Annotated in this window: 16 protein-coding genes, 1 tRNA gene and 2 pseudogenes; 10 read left to right on the top strand and 9 right to left on the bottom strand. The window is 62.7% G+C overall.

What is annotated here, in order from left to right:
• Entirely contained in the window at positions 1-969 is a 969-nt protein-coding gene (locus AC6JBC_RS09925; RefSeq protein WP_449473449.1) for an acylglycerol kinase family protein, read from the top strand.
• Between the two features lie 66 nt (positions 970-1,035).
• Here the strand turns inward: AC6JBC_RS09925 and AC6JBC_RS09920 are convergent, their stop codons facing one another.
• Entirely contained in the window at positions 1,036-1,884 is an 849-nt protein-coding gene (locus AC6JBC_RS09920; protein WP_498024045.1) for a class I SAM-dependent methyltransferase, read from the bottom strand.
• Positions 1,885-1,928: 44 nt separating this feature from the next.
• Here AC6JBC_RS09920 and AC6JBC_RS09915 point away from each other — a divergent pair, with 44 nt between their 5' ends.
• The 6 genes from AC6JBC_RS09915 to AC6JBC_RS09890 all read left to right on the top strand — a co-directional run bounded on the left by AC6JBC_RS09915 (position 1,929) and on the right by AC6JBC_RS09890 (position 4,760).
• A complete protein-coding gene (locus AC6JBC_RS09915; RefSeq protein ID WP_498024043.1) occupies positions 1,929-2,678 on the top strand; it encodes a double zinc ribbon domain-containing protein in 750 nt (249 codons plus the stop codon).
• Between the two features lie 44 nt (positions 2,679-2,722).
• Positions 2,723-2,980 (top strand): glutaredoxin 3, encoded by a 258-nt coding sequence (gene grxC, locus AC6JBC_RS09910; protein ID WP_449473447.1) that lies wholly within the window; start codon positions 2,723-2,725, stop codon positions 2,978-2,980.
• 5 nt (positions 2,981-2,985) lie between these two features.
• A complete protein-coding gene (locus tag AC6JBC_RS09905) occupies positions 2,986-3,816 on the top strand; it encodes a carbon-nitrogen hydrolase family protein (protein ID WP_498024042.1) in 831 nt (276 codons plus the stop codon).
• On the top strand, positions 3,813-4,286 hold the full coding sequence (locus AC6JBC_RS09900; RefSeq protein ID WP_498024041.1) for a DUF1178 family protein: 474 nt from the start codon (positions 3,813-3,815) through the stop codon (positions 4,284-4,286). The genes AC6JBC_RS09905 and AC6JBC_RS09900 overlap by 4 nt, the downstream gene beginning before the upstream one ends.
• Before the next feature lie 34 nt (positions 4,287-4,320).
• Positions 4,321-4,397: transfer RNA gene (locus tag AC6JBC_RS09895), tRNA-Arg, on the top strand.
• 180 nt (positions 4,398-4,577) lie between these two features.
• Positions 4,578-4,760, top strand: coding sequence for a hypothetical protein (locus AC6JBC_RS09890; protein WP_498024039.1), 183 nt, complete (start codon positions 4,578-4,580; stop codon positions 4,758-4,760).
• A gap of 233 nt (positions 4,761-4,993) precedes the next feature.
• On the opposite strand, the pseudogene AC6JBC_RS09885 reads toward AC6JBC_RS09890, so the two are convergent.
• The 3 genes and pseudogenes from AC6JBC_RS09885 to AC6JBC_RS09875 form a co-directional block, all read right to left on the bottom strand.
• Positions 4,994-5,371: pseudogene (locus AC6JBC_RS09885) on the bottom strand (DDE-type integrase/transposase/recombinase); the annotation flags it as partial.
• Complete coding sequence (gene trhO / locus AC6JBC_RS09880) at positions 5,325-6,299, bottom strand: oxygen-dependent tRNA uridine(34) hydroxylase TrhO (protein ID WP_498024038.1); 975 nt, start codon at positions 6,297-6,299, stop codon at positions 5,325-5,327. The pseudogene AC6JBC_RS09885 and the gene trhO, both read right to left, overlap by 47 nt.
• 22 nt (positions 6,300-6,321) lie before the next feature.
• Positions 6,322-6,660 carry a hypothetical protein gene (locus tag AC6JBC_RS09875; protein ID WP_498024037.1) on the bottom strand — a complete coding sequence of 113 codons (339 nt, stop codon included), beginning with the start codon at positions 6,658-6,660 and terminating at the stop codon, positions 6,322-6,324.
• Positions 6,661-6,771: 111 nt separating this feature from the next.
• Here AC6JBC_RS09875 and AC6JBC_RS09870 point away from each other — a divergent pair, with 111 nt between their 5' ends.
• The 3 genes and pseudogenes from AC6JBC_RS09870 to AC6JBC_RS09860 form a co-directional block, all read left to right on the top strand.
• Positions 6,772-7,131, top strand: a complete 360-nt coding sequence (locus AC6JBC_RS09870; protein ID WP_498024036.1) for a hypothetical protein — start codon at positions 6,772-6,774, stop codon at positions 7,129-7,131.
• A 38-nt stretch (positions 7,132-7,169) separates the two neighbouring features.
• On the top strand, positions 7,170-7,490 hold the full coding sequence (locus AC6JBC_RS09865) for a hypothetical protein (RefSeq protein WP_498024035.1): 321 nt from the start codon (positions 7,170-7,172) through the stop codon (positions 7,488-7,490).
• Positions 7,491-7,682: 192 nt separating this feature from the next.
• Positions 7,683-8,286: pseudogene (locus AC6JBC_RS09860) on the top strand (tyrosine-type recombinase/integrase); the annotation flags it as partial.
• 15 nt (positions 8,287-8,301) lie between these two features.
• Here AC6JBC_RS09860 and AC6JBC_RS09855 read toward each other — a convergent pair.
• The 5 genes from AC6JBC_RS09855 to car form a co-directional block, all read right to left on the bottom strand.
• A complete protein-coding gene (locus tag AC6JBC_RS09855) occupies positions 8,302-8,445 on the bottom strand; it encodes a hypothetical protein (protein ID WP_498024033.1) in 144 nt (47 codons plus the stop codon).
• The gene (locus tag AC6JBC_RS09850) at positions 8,442-9,428 is read right to left on the bottom strand and encodes an NAD(P)H-dependent flavin oxidoreductase (RefSeq protein ID WP_498026046.1); all 987 of its coding nucleotides are present in this window, start codon (positions 9,426-9,428) and stop codon (positions 8,442-8,444) included. The genes AC6JBC_RS09855 and AC6JBC_RS09850 overlap by 4 nt, the downstream gene beginning before the upstream one ends.
• Positions 9,425-10,636 (bottom strand): MFS transporter, encoded by a 1,212-nt coding sequence (locus AC6JBC_RS09845; RefSeq protein ID WP_498024032.1) that lies wholly within the window; start codon positions 10,634-10,636, stop codon positions 9,425-9,427. The genes AC6JBC_RS09850 and AC6JBC_RS09845 overlap by 4 nt, the downstream gene beginning before the upstream one ends.
• 94 nt (positions 10,637-10,730) lie before the next feature.
• Entirely contained in the window at positions 10,731-11,789 is a 1,059-nt protein-coding gene (locus AC6JBC_RS09840; protein ID WP_498024030.1) for an NAD(P)-dependent alcohol dehydrogenase, read from the bottom strand.
• Positions 11,790-11,797: 8 nt separating this feature from the next.
• Positions 11,798-15,349 (bottom strand): carboxylic acid reductase, encoded by a 3,552-nt coding sequence (gene car / locus AC6JBC_RS09835; protein ID WP_498024029.1) that lies wholly within the window; start codon positions 15,347-15,349, stop codon positions 11,798-11,800.
• Positions 15,350-15,432 lie beyond the last annotated feature (83 nt).

The following is a 15,432-nucleotide window of genomic DNA, read 5'->3' as shown; positions in this document are numbered from 1 at the left end:
ATGGTTCGGGTCGCGCTTCTGTCCAATCCCAAGTCGACGGGCAACCGGCAGACGCTTCCGCGCGTGCGCAGCTACTGCGCCAGCAATCCCGACATATTCCATTATGAGGTGGAGCATGTCGATCAGATCGGCCGCGCATTGCAAACCATCGCGCGCGTCGATCCGGTGGTCATCGTCATCAACGGTGGCGACGGGACGGTGCAGGCGGCGCTGACGGAGCTGTATCAGGGCGAACATTTCAAGGGTCGCGTGCCGCCGATCGCGGTGCTGCCCAACGGCAAGACCAATTTGATCGCGCTCGACCTTGGCATCCATGGCGATCCGATCAAGGCGCTGGAGCGGATCGTTCAGATCGCCAAGGCGGGTGTGGACGATCATGTCGTGGCGCGTGAGCTGATCGCCCTGTCCGACGGAGGGGCGGAATCGCGGCCGGTGCTGGGCATGTTCCTGGGTGGCGCGGGGCTTGCCGATTACATGCTTTACTGTCGTAACCAGATTTATCCGCTCGGCCTGTCCAATGGGCTTAGCCATTTCCTGACCGTGATAGCGGTGCTGGTGTCGTTGGTTTTCGGCATTCGCGCGCGGTTCCTGCCGCAATCCAGCCATCCGGTGCGTATTTCGCTGATACGGGAAGGGCAGCTGGCGGGGCGCTTTGCGGTGCTGATCGTCACGACGCTCGACCGGCTGCTGCTGGGCGTGCAGGCGGGGGACAGCCGTCGCGGGAACATGAAGCTGATGGCGGTGGACCAGAGCCTGGCCGCGCTCTTGCGGCTGGCCTGGGCGAGCATTACCCGGCGGGTCGGCAAGTCGCAGGTGCAGGGCGTGCATCTGGAACAGGGCGATATCATCCGGATCGAGGGCGACCGGAGCAGCGTCATCCTGGACGGTGAGCTGTTTGAGGCTTCGGAGGGCAAGCCGATTGTGCTGCGATCGACGGAGCCGGTGCCTTTCCTGCGGCTGGCGGCTTAGAACGACGCGACTTGCTTCAAAAAAATGTGCTGCCCCCCGTTCGCGACCCGATAAAGGGACGAGCGGCTAGTCCTTCCGCTTGAGCGCTTCTGCCAGCGACACGGTCGCGCTGCCTCGCCGGGCTGGCTTTGCCTGGCTGGGGTCCGGCTTCCAACCACTTAGATACAGGATTGCCATTTCTTCGGCAGTGCGGCCGTCGGGATCGGCGGCGGTGGCGAAGTTCTGGCTTGCCCTGATCAGTGCCTCGCGGCACAGGGCTGGGGGATGGGACGCCAGAACATTGCCCGCGCCCATGCCGCGCAGGTCATGCATCAGGCGCAGTATGTCGCCATAGCGTACGGTCAGTGTCTCGCTGTCCGCCACTGGCATGGCGAAGCCTGCGCGGCTGAGCAGGTCGCCTGCCGCGCGCACATCGACTTGCGGATGGATGTGCTGGGCGGGGCGGTCGCCTTCTCCGGCCATCAGCGCTGCACGCAGGCGGGGCAGGGTGCCTGCGCCGGTAAAGGCCGCGAGCAGCAGGCCATCGGGCCTCAAGATGCGCCGCATCAGGATCAGCGCGCCCGGCAAGTCGTTGACGCTGTCGAGCGTGCCGCATGCAATGATGAGGTCGAAACTGTCGTCAGCGAAGGGAAGCGCGTCCTCCTCCGCCTGAACCCCGTCTTGGGCGCGGGCGGCGGCGAAGCCGGGGTCGGTGCAGACCACCTTCTTGCCCTTGGCTTCCAGCGCGGCGCGGGCGCTGCCGTCCGGGCAGCCGATGGTGAGGACTTCGGGAAGATCGCGCTGCACATCGGCAAGCCGGTCAAGCAATTCGTCCAGCATCGCGCGGTAGAGAAAGTCGTGCTCGGCGAAGTGCGGCATCATCCGGTCCCGCCGCCTGGCGCGCAATGTGCGGTCGAAGATGTCGGGCTGGGTCATGGCGGGCCTTGTGCATCGGTGCCGGAGCGGGAACAAGGGCGATCATGCATCTTGCCTCTCTTCTCAAGGGCGCTGTTCGCCCGGCGCTTGACTATGCGCTGCCGCCGCGTTGTCCCGGATGCGGCGTCATCGTTGATGCCGACGATGCCTTTTGCCTCAAATGCTGGAGCGGGATGCGCTTTCTGGGCGAGCCATGCTGCGCGCGATGTGGCGTGCCGTTCGAACATGACAGGGGCGGGGACGCGGCGTGCGGTGCCTGCCTTGCCGATCCGCCGCCATTCGACAGCGCGCGGGCGGTGCTGGCCTATGGCGATGTCGCGCGGACGGTGGCGTTGCGGCTGAAATATGGACGGCGCATCGGTCTGGCGCGACTGATCGCGCGGCTTATGGCGCGGCGCTTGCCTGACTTTGATGCACCGCCGTTGATCATGCCTGTGCCGCTGCATCGCTGGCGCCTGTGGTGGCGGGGCTTCAATCAGGCCGCGCTGATCGCGGATCATCTTGGCAGGGCTTCGGGGCTGGCGGTGGAGAAGCATGCGCTGCTTCGCGTCCGGGCGACGCAGCCGCTGCGGGGCATGCATGCGCGGCAGCGGACCAAGGCTGTCGCGGGCGCCTTTGCACTGGCGAAAGATCATGGCGTCAAGGGCAAGGCGGTGCTGCTGATCGACGATGTTCATACCAGCGGCGCGACTGCGGCGGCTTGCGCGCGGGTGCTGAAACGCGGCGGGGCGTCCAGCGTTCATCTGTTGTGCTGGGCGCGGGCTTTGCCGGAAGGCGCGGAAGGGACTGATTGACAAAGCCTCGTTCAGCCACAATTTCAGCGCGCAAGGAGTATCGAATGGCGAAGGTCGAAATCTACACGAAGGCATGGTGCGGATATTGCGCGCGGGCAAAGGCGCTGCTGGAGGGCAAGGGCGTGGCCTTCGACGAATATGACATCACGATGGGCGGCCCGAAGCGCGGCGAAATGCTGGATCGCGCCAATGGCGGGACCACGGTGCCGCAGATCTTCATCGATGGCAGGCATATTGGCGGCAGCGACGACATGGCGGCGCTGGATCGTCAGGGCAAGCTGAACCCGCTGCTGGGGCTGTAAGCGCCATGCGGGCCGCGATCTTCCAGATGACGAGCGGGATCGACCCCGCCGCGAATGCGGCCGCCATCGTCGAGATGGCGGGACGCGCGGCCGAACAGGGTGCGGATATGCTGTTCACGCCGGAAATGGCGGGATATCTGGATCGGAACCGGGCGCGGGCTGCGGATACCCTGCGCAGTGAGGCTGACGACCCGGTGCTAAACGCCGTTCGCGAGGCGGCGGCTCGGCACGGGCTGTGGGTGCATCTTGGTTCCTTGCCGCTCAAGGAAGAAGGCGGCGATGGCCGTTGGGTCAATCGCAGCTTCATGATCGATGACAAGGGCGGCATTCGGGCGCGTTACGACAAAATCCATCTGTTCGATGTCGATCTGGCGACCGGTGAAAGCTGGCGGGAATCCTCGGTATATCGGCCGGGGGAAGAGGTGGTGGCGGTGGATACGCCCTGGGCAAGGATGGGGTTGTCGGTCTGTTACGACATGCGCTTCCCCGACCTTTATCGCGCCTTGACCAATGCGGGTGCCACGATGTTGCTGATGCCTGCCGCGTTCACCGTGCCGACGGGGCAAGCGCACTGGCATGTCCTGCTGCGCGCCCGTGCGATCGAAGCTGGGTGCTTCGTGGTAGCGGCGGCGCAGACCGGCCGCCACGAGGACGGGCGGGAAACCTATGGCCATAGTCTGGTCATCGATCCTTGGGGCGAAGTCTTGCTCGACATGGGGGAGGGGACGGGACTAGCCCTTGCCGAGATCGACCTGTCGCGCGTAGAGGAAGTGCGCGGGCGCGTGCCTGCGATTGCCAACCGGCGTAACCTTCCAGCGGACGTGACCATTTCGTGATTGTTTTCGACCTCAAATGCGGCGCCCACGGCCATGTGTTCGAAGCCTGGTTCGGATCAAGCGCGGACTATGAGGATCAGGTGGCTCGCGGCCTGCTGGCCTGCCCCATGTGCGGCGATGCGGAGGTATCCAAGGCATTGATGGCGCCCGCTGTTGCCGTCAAAGGAAACAGCCGCAGGGCAGAAGCGCCAGTTGCTACCTCGACCGCGCCGGTGGCCATGGCGGGCGACGAAGTCCGGATGCGCGAGATGATGCAGGCGCTTGCCCAGGCGCAGTCAAAGGTTCTGGAAGATTCGACCTGGGTCGGCAGGGGCTTTGCCGAACATGCCCGCGCTATGCATTATGGTGAGAAGGACCGGGCCAGCATTCACGGCGAAGTGGCGCCCGACGAAGCGCGCGCCCTGATATCGGAAGGCGTGGAGGTTGCTCCGTTGCTGTTTCCGGTCGTGCCGCCCGAAGCGAAGAATTGACCGCGCCCGCGACGCAGCATAGAGCCGTCAGCGGGCACCCGTAGCTCAGCAGGATAGAGCATCAGATTCCTAATCTGAGGGCCATGGGTTCGAATCCCGTCGGGTGCACCACGCATTTTTCATTTCCGCCCTGTCGGGAGCCGGTGATTTCGGACCCCGCCAGAATGGCGCAGTTCCGCGCGCTTTTGCGGGTGGTATCCAAAATCCGTGGTCGCTGAGACGCGATTTCCCGGCCAGAACTCACAAAAAAAGGCCCCGCGTCTCACGAGGCCTTTTGAGTGTCCCCCGATTTTGGAGAGCGGCTTAAAGGCCGAGTGCCCTGCGCTGGCTCTGCCAGTCGAGCGGGATGCTCGCCTGCTTCAGAAGCCTGCGGGCGGTGAGCGAAGGCGGCTGCCGACCTTCGAGGATGGCGCCGACAATATCGGGTGCGAGAAATGCCAGACGCGCAACGCGTTCAACCTCACGATTGCGTGAGGAGGTAGACGCCCAGCGCGAAGCCTGCACCGATTACGCACAGAGCCAAGCGAAGGCTGGTCGGTCCTGCTTACCCTCTATGACGATGGCGGCTTCTCAGGCGGCAGTATGGGGCGGCCTGCTCTCGCCCGCCTGTTTGCTGATGTCTAAAACGGGAAGGTGGATAAGCGTGTCGGCTGCCTCTTCCGCGATGTCGCGCTCTGCCGTCTCGAGCGATTGCGAGGTGACGAGTTGCGCAGGCGCACCGCCATATCCAACGCCCGGATCGCCAGATCCTTCTTCATCCTGTCGCTGACAGCTCAGCCAACGACACGACGGCTATGAGGGTCGAGGACGACGGCAAGGTAGAGCCAGCCTTCCGATGTCCAGACATAGGTGATGTCGCCAGCCCATTTGCGGTTTGCCGCATCGGCGGCAAAGTCGCCATCCAACCAGTTCGCTGCGACACCCAGGCGATGGTGGCTGTCGGTCGTCACCTTGTGTTTGCGTGTGCGGATCAGCCTGATCCCGTTGATCCGCATGAGGCGGCCGACCCGAAGCTCACCAACATCAAGGCCCGCCTCCTTAAGTTCCATCGTCATCCTCGGACGACCGTAGCTGCCAAGGCACAGGCAAGCTGGCGCCGATATGCGCGGTGCCGCGCGCCTTGGCGAGATACTCCTGCCGGTCGCGTTCGGCATAACCCGCGCGCTGGGCATCCGTGCGCGTCGCATGGCAGGCTGGACAGCTTACCCCGCGCACGTAGAGCGGCGAGGCCTGGTCCACACTGCTGACCGGCCGGCGGCAACCGTGGCACAGCATATGGGTGCCGGCTTCAAGCCCATGGTCGACCGCGACGCGCTGGTCGAAAACGAAGCATTCTCCTTCCCACAAGCTCTGGTCGGCAGGGACAGTCTCCAGATATCTCAGGATTCCGCCCTGGAGGTGATAGACATTTTCGATGCCTTCGGCCTTCAGGAAGGCGGTCGATTTCTCGCAGCGAATGCCACCGGTGCAGAACATCGCGATCTTCGGCCGATCGACAGCGCCTAGCAGCCGCTCGCGCTCCGCGCGAAACCAGGCGGGGAAATCGCGGAAGCTGGCGGTCTTTGGATCGATGGCACCGGCAAAGCTGCCGATCGCGACCTCATAGTCGTTGCGCGTGTCGATCACGATCGTGCCCGGTTCGCTGATCAAGGCGTTCCAGTCTTGCGGCGACACATAGTGCCCGGCCCCGGTGAGCGGATCGATCTGGGGCTGACCCATCGTCACGATTTCGCGCTTCACCCGCACTTTCATGCGGTGGAACGGCATCGTCTCGGCCGCTGCGTATTTCACCTCCGGATCGCAGAACCCCGGCAAGCGGCGAATGAATGCGAGCACATTTTCGATCGCATGGTCCGATCCGGCAATCGTGCCGTTGATCCCTTCGCTGGCGAGCAGCAGCGTTCCCTTCAAACCCTCGGCGCAGCACAGCCGCGCCAGTTCGCGGCGGACGGCGTCGCAGTCGTCCAGCGAGGCAAACTTGTAAAGCGCGGCCACGCGAATGGAAGAAGACAAACCGGACAGGGGAACAGGTCCTTCAGCGCTGCTTTTTGGCGATGGTCGCCGTGAAGTCCGGGTCCTTGTTTGCCACCCAGTCCACGAATTTGCGCACGTTGGGATTATCCAGCAGGCCCGCCACCTCCATCCCGTGGCGCTGGAGTTCGGAATTGGTGAAATTGGCGATCAGCGTCTGCTGGCAGATCGAGTGCATTGGCACGACATCGCGGCCTCCCCGGCTCTTGGGCACGGGATGATGCCAGACGATGACCTTGCCGGTCGGCCGACCACAAAGCCAGCAGAGCGCCGGCGCTGCCGGCACCTCGTCTTCTTGCGGGAGATGGTCATAGGGATCGTGTTTCGAACGCTTGCGGGCCATATGTCGATCTAGCTTCCTTGATTTCGTTCAGCCTATAGCGACACGAGCAGCCGCATCACATGAGCAAATTCATAGCGTCGGCCTTTGGCGCGAACCGACTGAGAAAGAGCGATGACGAATACGTCGAAACCGTGGGATGGAGAACTGGTCCGCAAATGGCTTGCGCGTCGTTTCGAGGTGTCGCGGCTGGATCAGGCTGCGGCGGACAGGCGCGGCTATGAGGCGCGGGACGACTTTGACAAGGCCGCTGCGGAGGAATGGGCTTGCCGCGCGTTAAAGGACGCCGATTCCACAAACGACCAGGCCGCGTTCGCCAAGCGCGTCAAGGAACTCATCAGCCAGGACGACTATCAGGCGACAAGCACCTATGACGACACGCGGTTCGAACGGCATGTCCGCACGTATCTCAGGAAACTAGCCAAGATGACCAAGGCGAATGAAGGGTTCGAGAAAACACTGCGATACCAGTGAGGGGTGGAGTGCCGCTGCTGGCATGCTAAGGGCATAACATGCTTCATACGCACGGCCGCGGCGGCACTGTCGAAATCGACGGTTTCAAATATGACTGGGAGTTCCTGAGCGAGCCCCAACTTTCCTCTTCGGATGGCTGGAGGGGCATGACAGTCTCCTTGCGTCAGCGAGACATGCCACGCGAAGCTGTGCTGGAATTTCCGACGCCGAAACGCCTGATGAGAGGATTGCCGAAAGGGCGTTCCCACATCAACGACGCGATTGCCTCGCGAGGCGTGCGGGCAGCCTTATCAGCGGGATGGGATCCGGCGTCGCGAGGAAAGCCCATGGTGTTCATGGTCGATGCCAACGGCGACTAGTTCTGAAATACGTCCGCAACAGGCCATTTCTTGGTTGGTTGAAGAGTTTGGAACGGCCAACTTTGAAGTGCGAAGATCGATTAGCTGCCCTTCCGGACCTGGCGACCAAAAATTCGAAGCCGAGCGTCTGGAAGGGGTCGACCTGCTCTGATGTGTTCTTGCAACGGCCATCATGGCCTTAGGAGACGTGTCATGGGATTGTCAGAATTTGATCCCGCCGCTCGCGAGCGAGTATCTTGGAATACCGGACGCAAGGTAGGTGCGAAGCGGGCGCTCAAACCCCGCCAGTTCTGGGCGATCCATTTCTTTCTGGACCAGCACGGCCGAATTCGGGATCGGGCTTTCTTCGGCGGCTGCGACCTGGTGAAGATCAGGATCAGCGACATCGTTTGCGACCGGAAAATTCGAACCCGAGCCACCGTCGTTCAGCAAAAGACTGGAAGGCCGGTTCAATTTGAGCTGATGGATGATGTTCGCGCCAGCCTCCTCAAATGGCTCGAGCTTCGGGGTGGGGCCTTGGAAGATCACGCCTTCCCAGCCGCACCGACCACGCGGCCCATGTTAGCACACGACAATATGCCCGCCTTGTTGACGAATGGGTCACCGGAATCGGCTTGCCAGGCGAAGATTATGGTACCCATTCCCTGCGGCGGTGAACCAAGGCGTCTATCACTTACAAAGCCACTGGAAATATCCGCGCCGTGCAAATCCTGCTGGGGCATACGAAAATTGAAAGCACGATCCGATCCTAGGGGTGGATGTGGAAGACGCACTGACACTGGCTGAGGGCGCAGAACCTTTATCGCGGCTGCTACGCGCCATTTATTGCCATTCGGTAGGCGGTTTCTTGTTCCCCCAAACCGCTCGTCCGTTCGGATTGGGAGACAGACCAGTTCGGCGTCAGCGGCAGCACGCCGTCATCTTCGGGTTCGTAGCGGATCGTATTATAGCTCATGGTCGAGCCTCCCCAGTCAACGCCACGGCGCGGCCCAGCGCCTCGCGGCATTCACCCACGATGCGCTCGATCAGTTCGGCGCATGTCGGAATGTCGTCCATCAAACCGATCCCAAGCCCTGCCCAGACCAGCCCGCCATCCACTTCGCCACTTTCCAGCGCCGCGCGCCCACGCGCACCGGCGACCAGCGGCCGGATATCCTCGAACGTAGCACCGGGCTCCCGTTCCTTGACGTTCACCTCCTCGGCGACGGCATTGCGGAACACGCGCGCCGTGTTGCGCAGCTGGCGGAAGATCAGCGTCGTGTCACGCTCCGTTCCCTCCACCACCGCCTGCTTGATCGCCTCATGGATAGGCGCTTCCTTCGTCAGCATGAACCGAGTGCCCATCGTCACGCCTTCAGCGCCCAGGGCGAGCGCCGCCGCCATGCTGCGCCCGGTCGCCATGCCGCCTGCCGCCAGGATCGGAATCTCCAGCGCGCGCGCCGCAGCCGGGATCAGCACCATGCCCGGAATATCATCCTCGCCCGGATGCCCCGCCGCTTCGAACCCGTCGATCGACACGGCATCGACGCCTGCCCGTTGTGCGGACAGCGCATGGCGGACGGCAGTGCATTTGTGCACGATCTTGACGCCCGCCTGCTTGAAACGGGCGATGAACTCGGCCGGGCTGCGTCCCGCCGTCTCCACCACGCCAACGCCCGATCCCGCGATCACCTCGGCATAGGCCTCATAGGGAACCGGTTGCGCGGTCGGAAGAATGGTCAGGTTCACGCCAAACGGCTTGTCGGTCATCATCCGGCACCGCTCGATCTCGGCGGCCAGCGCTTCGGGCGTCGGCTGCGTCAGCGCCGTCAGTATGCCCAGACCGCCAGCATTGGACACCGCCGAAGCCAACTCCGCGCGGCCCACCCACTGCATGCCACCCTGGATAATGGGATAGCGCGTGCCGGTAAGCTCGGTGATTCGCGTCTTCATTATCAGGCTCGGCTGCCGCGCATTGCTCTACCGATCCAGGCGAAGTTCATAGCCGCCCCGAAGGTCAGCGCCATCAGCAGCAACATTGCCAGATGATAATTGTTCATCATGTCGCGAAGCCATCCTGCAACCGGAGCGCCAAAGGTAAACGGCAGGGTGAAGGCACCCAGAAATCCAGCGACGCGTGGAAATGCCGCGACGCCGAAAATCTGGGCGACAAGAACGGTAACTAGTGGAAAAATGGCGGCTCCCGATATGCCCATTATGACCATCGCCAGCGCGAGCGCGGGGAACCAGCCACTCATCGAGATCACCACCCAACTGGCTGTCAGTCCGGCGCCCGCAACGCTCAGCGTCCGCGAAGCTCCGAATTTATCGCAAGCCAGTCCTGCAAGGATGGACCCAAAGATGCTAGCTAAACCCTTGATGGACAGGAGTAGCGCCGCGGAGGGGGCGGCCACGCCATATTCGGTTGCTATGGCGACAATATGTGCGGAACCGGTGATGGTGCTTGCCTGGAGTACGCCTTCGCCAACCAAAATCGCCCAAAATAATGGCTGCGACAGAATAGCAGGCCTTGGAGCCGGATTTACGGCCACATGTTCTGGTTGCGCGCATTCAGGCGGCTCCGAAACCCCCAGCAGCACCGGCAGTAGACAAATGTGCAGCCCCGCCAGCGCAAGGAACAGCGCCGGCAGCCCAAATCGCTGCATGATCATCAAGCCAAGCAACGGGATCACCGTCACGAACAGCGGAATATAGGCGATCCCGACCGCTCGCCCACGCGCGTGGGGATGCCAGTTGCCCGCAAGGATACTAGGCGGCAGACCTCCGAGCAGCGAAGCGCCCGGACCAATTGCCAGGGTGCAGATGACAAGCGTGGCTTCAATCGACTGAACAAGGGCAAGCAGGACATAGCCTGTTACCGACAGCGCAAGGCCGAGCATCATCGTGCTGCGCAGGCCGATCCGGGAAATCAATCCTGCGACAAGCGGTCCCAGCCCGCTCATCGCCAGCACGGTCAGCGCAAGAACCATCGCGGCCATGCCCCGCGTCGTATCGAAACGGTCCTGGATCGCTAATATGCTGACGGCGAACCCACCAAATGCGCAGCCTGTAGCCACATTCTGCGCAAGGAACGCCCGAACAAGCATCCTGCGCGCTTTGCGTCTGTCCGGGTCGGCGGTGGCGCGGCGCTGCGCAAGGCTGCTCATATCGTGGCGATCCCCGATGAATGTATAGCGAGAAGTCGAACGTGCCCGCCGGACCAAGCCCGGCGCGCTGATACGTTATCGACGACCACTCCCTTTATGATTTCCGCAGCGATGCGTTATCGATGACGAAGCGGTAGTGGACGTCGCCCTTTTCCATACGTTCATAGGCGGCGTTGATATCCTGGATGTCGATCATCTCGACATCACAGGTGACGCCGTTGGCGGCGCAGAAGTCGAGCATCTCCTGGGTTTCCGCGATGCCGCCGACATTGGAGCTGGCGACGGACTTGCGGCCCATCATCAGCGGCACATTGTGGAGCGGCGGATCGATCGCGCCGAGCAGTCCCAAGAGGATGAGCGTGCCGTTCCACGCCAGGGCGGCGACATAGGGATTGACGTCGTGCGCGTTGGGAACAGTGTCGAGGATATAGTCGAAGCTGTTAGCCGCCGCCACCATCTGCGCCTCGTCGGTGGAGAGCACGACGTGGTCAGCGCCCAGGCGCCGCGCTTCCTGCTCCTTGTCGGGGCTGCGGGTGAACAGCGTCACCTCCGCGCCCATCGCCTTGGCGAACTTGATCCCCATGTGGCCCAGGCCGCCCAGGCCCACCACCGCCACCTTGTGCCCCGGGCCGACTTTCCAGTGGCGCAGCGGCGAGTAGGTGGTGATGCCCGCGCACAGCAGCGGCGCTGCGGATTTGGCGTCCATGCCCTCGGGAATGCGCACCGTGAACTTGTCCGACACGATGATATTTTCAGAATAGCCGCCATAGGACGGCATGCCGTCATGCCGGTCCATGAACCCGTAGGTCGGCGTTGCATATTCCACGCAATAGGGCTCTTCGCCCGCATGGCATGGCTTGCACTTCTGGCAGGAGTCCACATAGCAGCCGACCCCGACCATGTCGCCGGGCTGGAACTTGCTGACCTCGCTGCCGACCGCCGTTACCCGGCCGACGATCTCATGGCCAGGAACGGTGGGATAGATGGTGTATCCGGCATGATTGCGGGCGTGGTGAAGATCGGAATGGCACACGCCGCAATAGAGGATGTCGATCGCCACGTCGTCGGCACGCAGGTCCCGGCGGGTGAAGGAGAAGGGCTCCAGATCGGTGTCTGCGCCTTGCGCTGCATAGGCTTTGGTCATGTTGGTCATGGCTTTGTCTATTGTCCCTGGATGAGGCCAAGCCGCGAAAGGTCGGCCAGATATTTGACGATAAGAGAGCGAGACAGGTGCGGCACATCCTGTGCCGTGCCCACCTCATGCGCGATCACGTCAGCACGGAAGCGCGCCGAAGGAACCGACGTCCCGAACTCGCCGGGCATCTGATATTGTAGCTGATGCAGCAGCGGCAGGGAGCTTTGCTGCCTTATGCCGTCGGGCAGCGCGCGCAGCGCCGTGCCGAAGCGGTCCAGCCAGTCGGCATAGTCCTCTATCCGCTGCACCGGATATCCCGCCGCATCGATCCAGTCGACGAAGCTGTCGAGCGAGATGCCGTCATCATGGGAGTTGATCACATGATAGGTGCGGTAGCCGCTCGTCGCCTTCGCGCCCAGGGCCGCGATGGCCTGCGCCGTGAAGTCCACCGGCAGCCCCGGATAATGGGGCTTTGCCGTACCGCTGTAGAAGGATCGCGGGGCCAGCCCCGTCGCCACGATGCTCATGATGAGGCGGGTGAACATGTCGGGGACATTGAGCTGACCCTCGTAGCGGCTGTGCGCCAGGATCATGTCGGAGCGGAAGGTCGCGACCGGCAGGCCGAAGCGGTCATGCGCGTCCCGCAACAGCACCTCGGCCGCCCATTTGCTGTTGGCATATCCATCGGCATAGCCCTCGCTCGACAGCGGGCGAACCGGAGGTGTCGTGCGGACATCGGCATCCTCGTCGATCATCGCACCCTCCGGCGTATGCGCCGCTGCGACGGTCGAGACATTGTTAATGGGCTTTAGCCGGTGCGTGATCGCAAGGCGGATGACCTCGGCGGTGCCGACCACATTGGGGCCGAACAGCTGCTGATAAGGCAGGACATGGTTCACCAGCGCGGCCGGATGGACGATCAGGTCGACGCTTTGCGCCAACCTTTCCCAATCGGCGTCGGCAAGGCCAAGCTGCGGTTCACCCAAGTCGCCTGCCAGAACTTCCAAATGATCCTTGGCAAGCTGGTCAAAGCGGCTTTTGAGTTGCGGATCGCTGTTGAACACCGCGGCGATGCGTTGGCGTGCAGCCTCGCCGTCCTGGCCACGGGCAATGCACAGCAGCTTGCCACCCACCGTTGCCATGCGCTCAAGCCATTCCAGGCAGAGGAACCGCCCCAGATAGCCGTTCGCGCCGGTGAGGAACACTGTTCGGACCTCACTCTCAGGCGGCAGGGCGTCCCGCGCCCCATCCAGCACGGCGCCGTCAATGAAGCGATCCAGGGTCAGGTCGCTTGCGCGGATCTGCTTGGCCCCTGCCCCATGCACCGAAGCGAAGGTCGGCCCCTTGGCACCGCCGCTTCGCCCCCGTTCGATGAACTGGGCGACATCCTGCATGCTTCCGGCAGGACTATTGATGACCGAGACCGGCACCTCCACGTCATACACATCTTCGAGCAGCAAGGAGCAGGACACCGCCGAAAGAGAGTCGCCGCCAAGGTCTGCAAAGCTCATCCGCTTTGACAGGTCGACATCCTCAAGGCCCAGCGTTGCCTTGACCGCGCGGGCGACCGTTTCCAGCACGGGCAGGTCCTTGCCTTCCCGGCGCAGCGTCTCAAGCTCATCCTGCTGGCTGGCCGCGATCCGGTCGTAGACTGCTTCGAGCGCGGCGGTATAGCGTTCCTTGAACTTGGGCCGCTGATATTTGCCGATGCCTGCCAGCAGGCCGTTTTCGGCACTGAAGGGCTCCTGCTCGACGATGAAGTCGCGCGGCACCTCATAGGGTTGCAGCTGTTCGGCGCGCGCTATGGTCTGGATCGCCTCGCGCAACGCATTCTTGATCGCGGCCGGATCATCAGCGATGCCCATCTGCTGGAGCGTCGCTACATTGGGCACGAACACGCCGACCAGGAAGGCGCGCTCGCTGGTTCCGTAGAGATAGACCTGCTTGATCAGCGGATCGCCATTGGTGAAGATCGCCTCCAGCCGGGCGATCGCGACGAACTCGCCCTGGGCGAGCTTGAGCACATTGTTGCGGCGATCGACATAGATCAGGTGGTCCGGCGCGATTTCCTGCATGATGTCGCCGGTCTTGTAATAGCCTTCCTCGTCGAACACCGCGGCGGTGGCATCGGGGCGCTTGTAATAACCCAGCATGATGCTCGAAGTCTTGATGCGCAGCTCGCCGCGCGGATAGGGCTTGTCGGTCCTGAAGTAGCCAAGCTCAGGCACGTCATCGAGCTTATAGTCAAGGACCGGCGGGCGCTGGATGCGGTTGTCGGCCAGGACGGCGGCGACTTCGGTCGCGCCATAATTATTGCCAAGCTTGTAGCCCAGGCACTCTTCCATGAACTGCAACACTTCAGGGGCAAGCGGGGCCGAGGCGAACGACGCGACCAGCAACCGCCCGCCTAGGACCACGTCGCGCGTCTCGCGCAGCAGTTCGGCCTTGACCGCGTCCATGTCCGCGCCGGGCACGGAGCGCCGTTCCAGCGCGACCTGATATTGCTGGTAGATCATCTCGCACACGCGCGGCACCAGCATCATGTAACTCGGGCGGCAGATGCGCAGGTCGTCGAACAGTTCCGACAGGTCCTTCTTGCCCGTGAAATAGCCGATCCCGCCAAGGCCCAGCAGCGAGAAGACGATGCTGCGGCCCGATGTATGGTTCATCGGCATGTAGATGAGGTTGATCATCGGCATGGGCGAATCGACTAGCCACAGCTGCTTGATCATCCGCTCAGGCAGCATCGCGCCCTTGGGCAGGCCGGTGCTGCCCGACGTATAATAGATGGTGCTCAGCCGCTCGCCATCAGCCTTCTCGAACAAAGGCGCGGTCGGCAGGGTCCTGCCTTTTGCCAGGGCCTCCTCCAGCGTGACCAGCAGATGCGCGAGCCCCGCGTCGGCGAGCTTCGCCTGGGCCGCTTCGAACCGCTCGCGCTCGTCATCGACCCGCGGATGATAGTCGAACAGCAGCAATCCGCGCGGGCGATGGCCCTGGATGACCAGTTCGGTCGCGGTCTCGATATAATCCAGGCTGACCGCCAGCCAGCCGGGCGCGACTTCGTTGAAGATGGACAGCGACTGTTGGAGCGCCCCATTGGCCTGGAGCGGAACAAGCACGGCGCCATTGTGGATCCCGGCCAGATCCACCGTCACGAAATCGACGCTGCCAAAAGCGAGGATGCACAGGAAATCATCCGCCTTGAGCGGCTGCCCGGCATCGTCATGCCAAAAGGCCGCCAGATGCCGCGCCCGCTCCCAGAGCGTGGCATAGCTCGTGGTCTCAAAATGCTTCTGGATCTCATGGCTGGTGCGGCCCGTTGCCGGATCGACCTTCAGCTCCACCGCCCGCTCGGCCAACGCCGCACGATCAGCATAACCCTCCATGCAGGTCGTTACGATCCGTGCAAAACCCATCCCGCTGACACGCTTGGCCGTGTTGATCAGAGGGTCCGGAAGTGCAGCAGAAACCTGCGCGTCGGTCTCGATCAAGAACTTGAGGCGATCCGCAATGCCCGCTGCATAGTCCTCAACAGATACCGTATATTGCGCGCGGTCCAGCTTGTCCTGAATACCCATATCACCTCTCGATTTTTTCTCATTGCGGACAATGACTTTATTGCCCGGAACATTTATCTTCTGATCATCTTGCCTCAAAATTT

It is taken from the genome of Sphingobium sp. RC1, from assembly GCF_059738765.1.
The sequence above is the reverse complement of the archived record's forward strand: the minus strand, read 5'-3'. Positions and strand labels throughout refer to the sequence as shown.

Bases quoted from the DNA above. Each gene is read 5' to 3' on its own strand.
- AC6JBC_RS09925 (WP_449473449.1), top strand. From the start codon at position 1: ATGGTTCGGGTCGCGCTTCTGTCCAATCCCAAGTCGACGGGCAACCGG.
- AC6JBC_RS09920 (WP_498024045.1), bottom strand. From the start codon at position 1,884: ATGACCCAGCCCGACATCTTCGACCGCACATTGCGCGCCAGGCGGCGG.
- AC6JBC_RS09915 (WP_498024043.1), top strand. From the start codon at position 1,929: ATGCATCTTGCCTCTCTTCTCAAGGGCGCTGTTCGCCCGGCGCTTGAC.
- grxC (WP_449473447.1), top strand. From the start codon at position 2,723: ATGGCGAAGGTCGAAATCTACACGAAGGCATGGTGCGGATATTGCGCG.
- AC6JBC_RS09905 (WP_498024042.1), top strand. From the start codon at position 2,986: ATGCGGGCCGCGATCTTCCAGATGACGAGCGGGATCGACCCCGCCGCG.
- AC6JBC_RS09875 (WP_498024037.1), bottom strand. From the start codon at position 6,660: ATGGCCCGCAAGCGTTCGAAACACGATCCCTATGACCATCTCCCGCAA.
- AC6JBC_RS09870 (WP_498024036.1), top strand. From the start codon at position 6,772: ATGACGAATACGTCGAAACCGTGGGATGGAGAACTGGTCCGCAAATGG.
- AC6JBC_RS09865 (WP_498024035.1), top strand. From the start codon at position 7,170: ATGCTTCATACGCACGGCCGCGGCGGCACTGTCGAAATCGACGGTTTC.
- AC6JBC_RS09855 (WP_498024033.1), bottom strand. From the start codon at position 8,445: ATGAGCTATAATACGATCCGCTACGAACCCGAAGATGACGGCGTGCTG.
- AC6JBC_RS09845 (WP_498024032.1), bottom strand. From the start codon at position 10,636: ATGAGCAGCCTTGCGCAGCGCCGCGCCACCGCCGACCCGGACAGACGC.
- AC6JBC_RS09840 (WP_498024030.1), bottom strand. From the start codon at position 11,789: ATGACCAACATGACCAAAGCCTATGCAGCGCAAGGCGCAGACACCGAT.
- car (WP_498024029.1), bottom strand. From the start codon at position 15,349: ATGGGTATTCAGGACAAGCTGGACCGCGCGCAATATACGGTATCTGTT.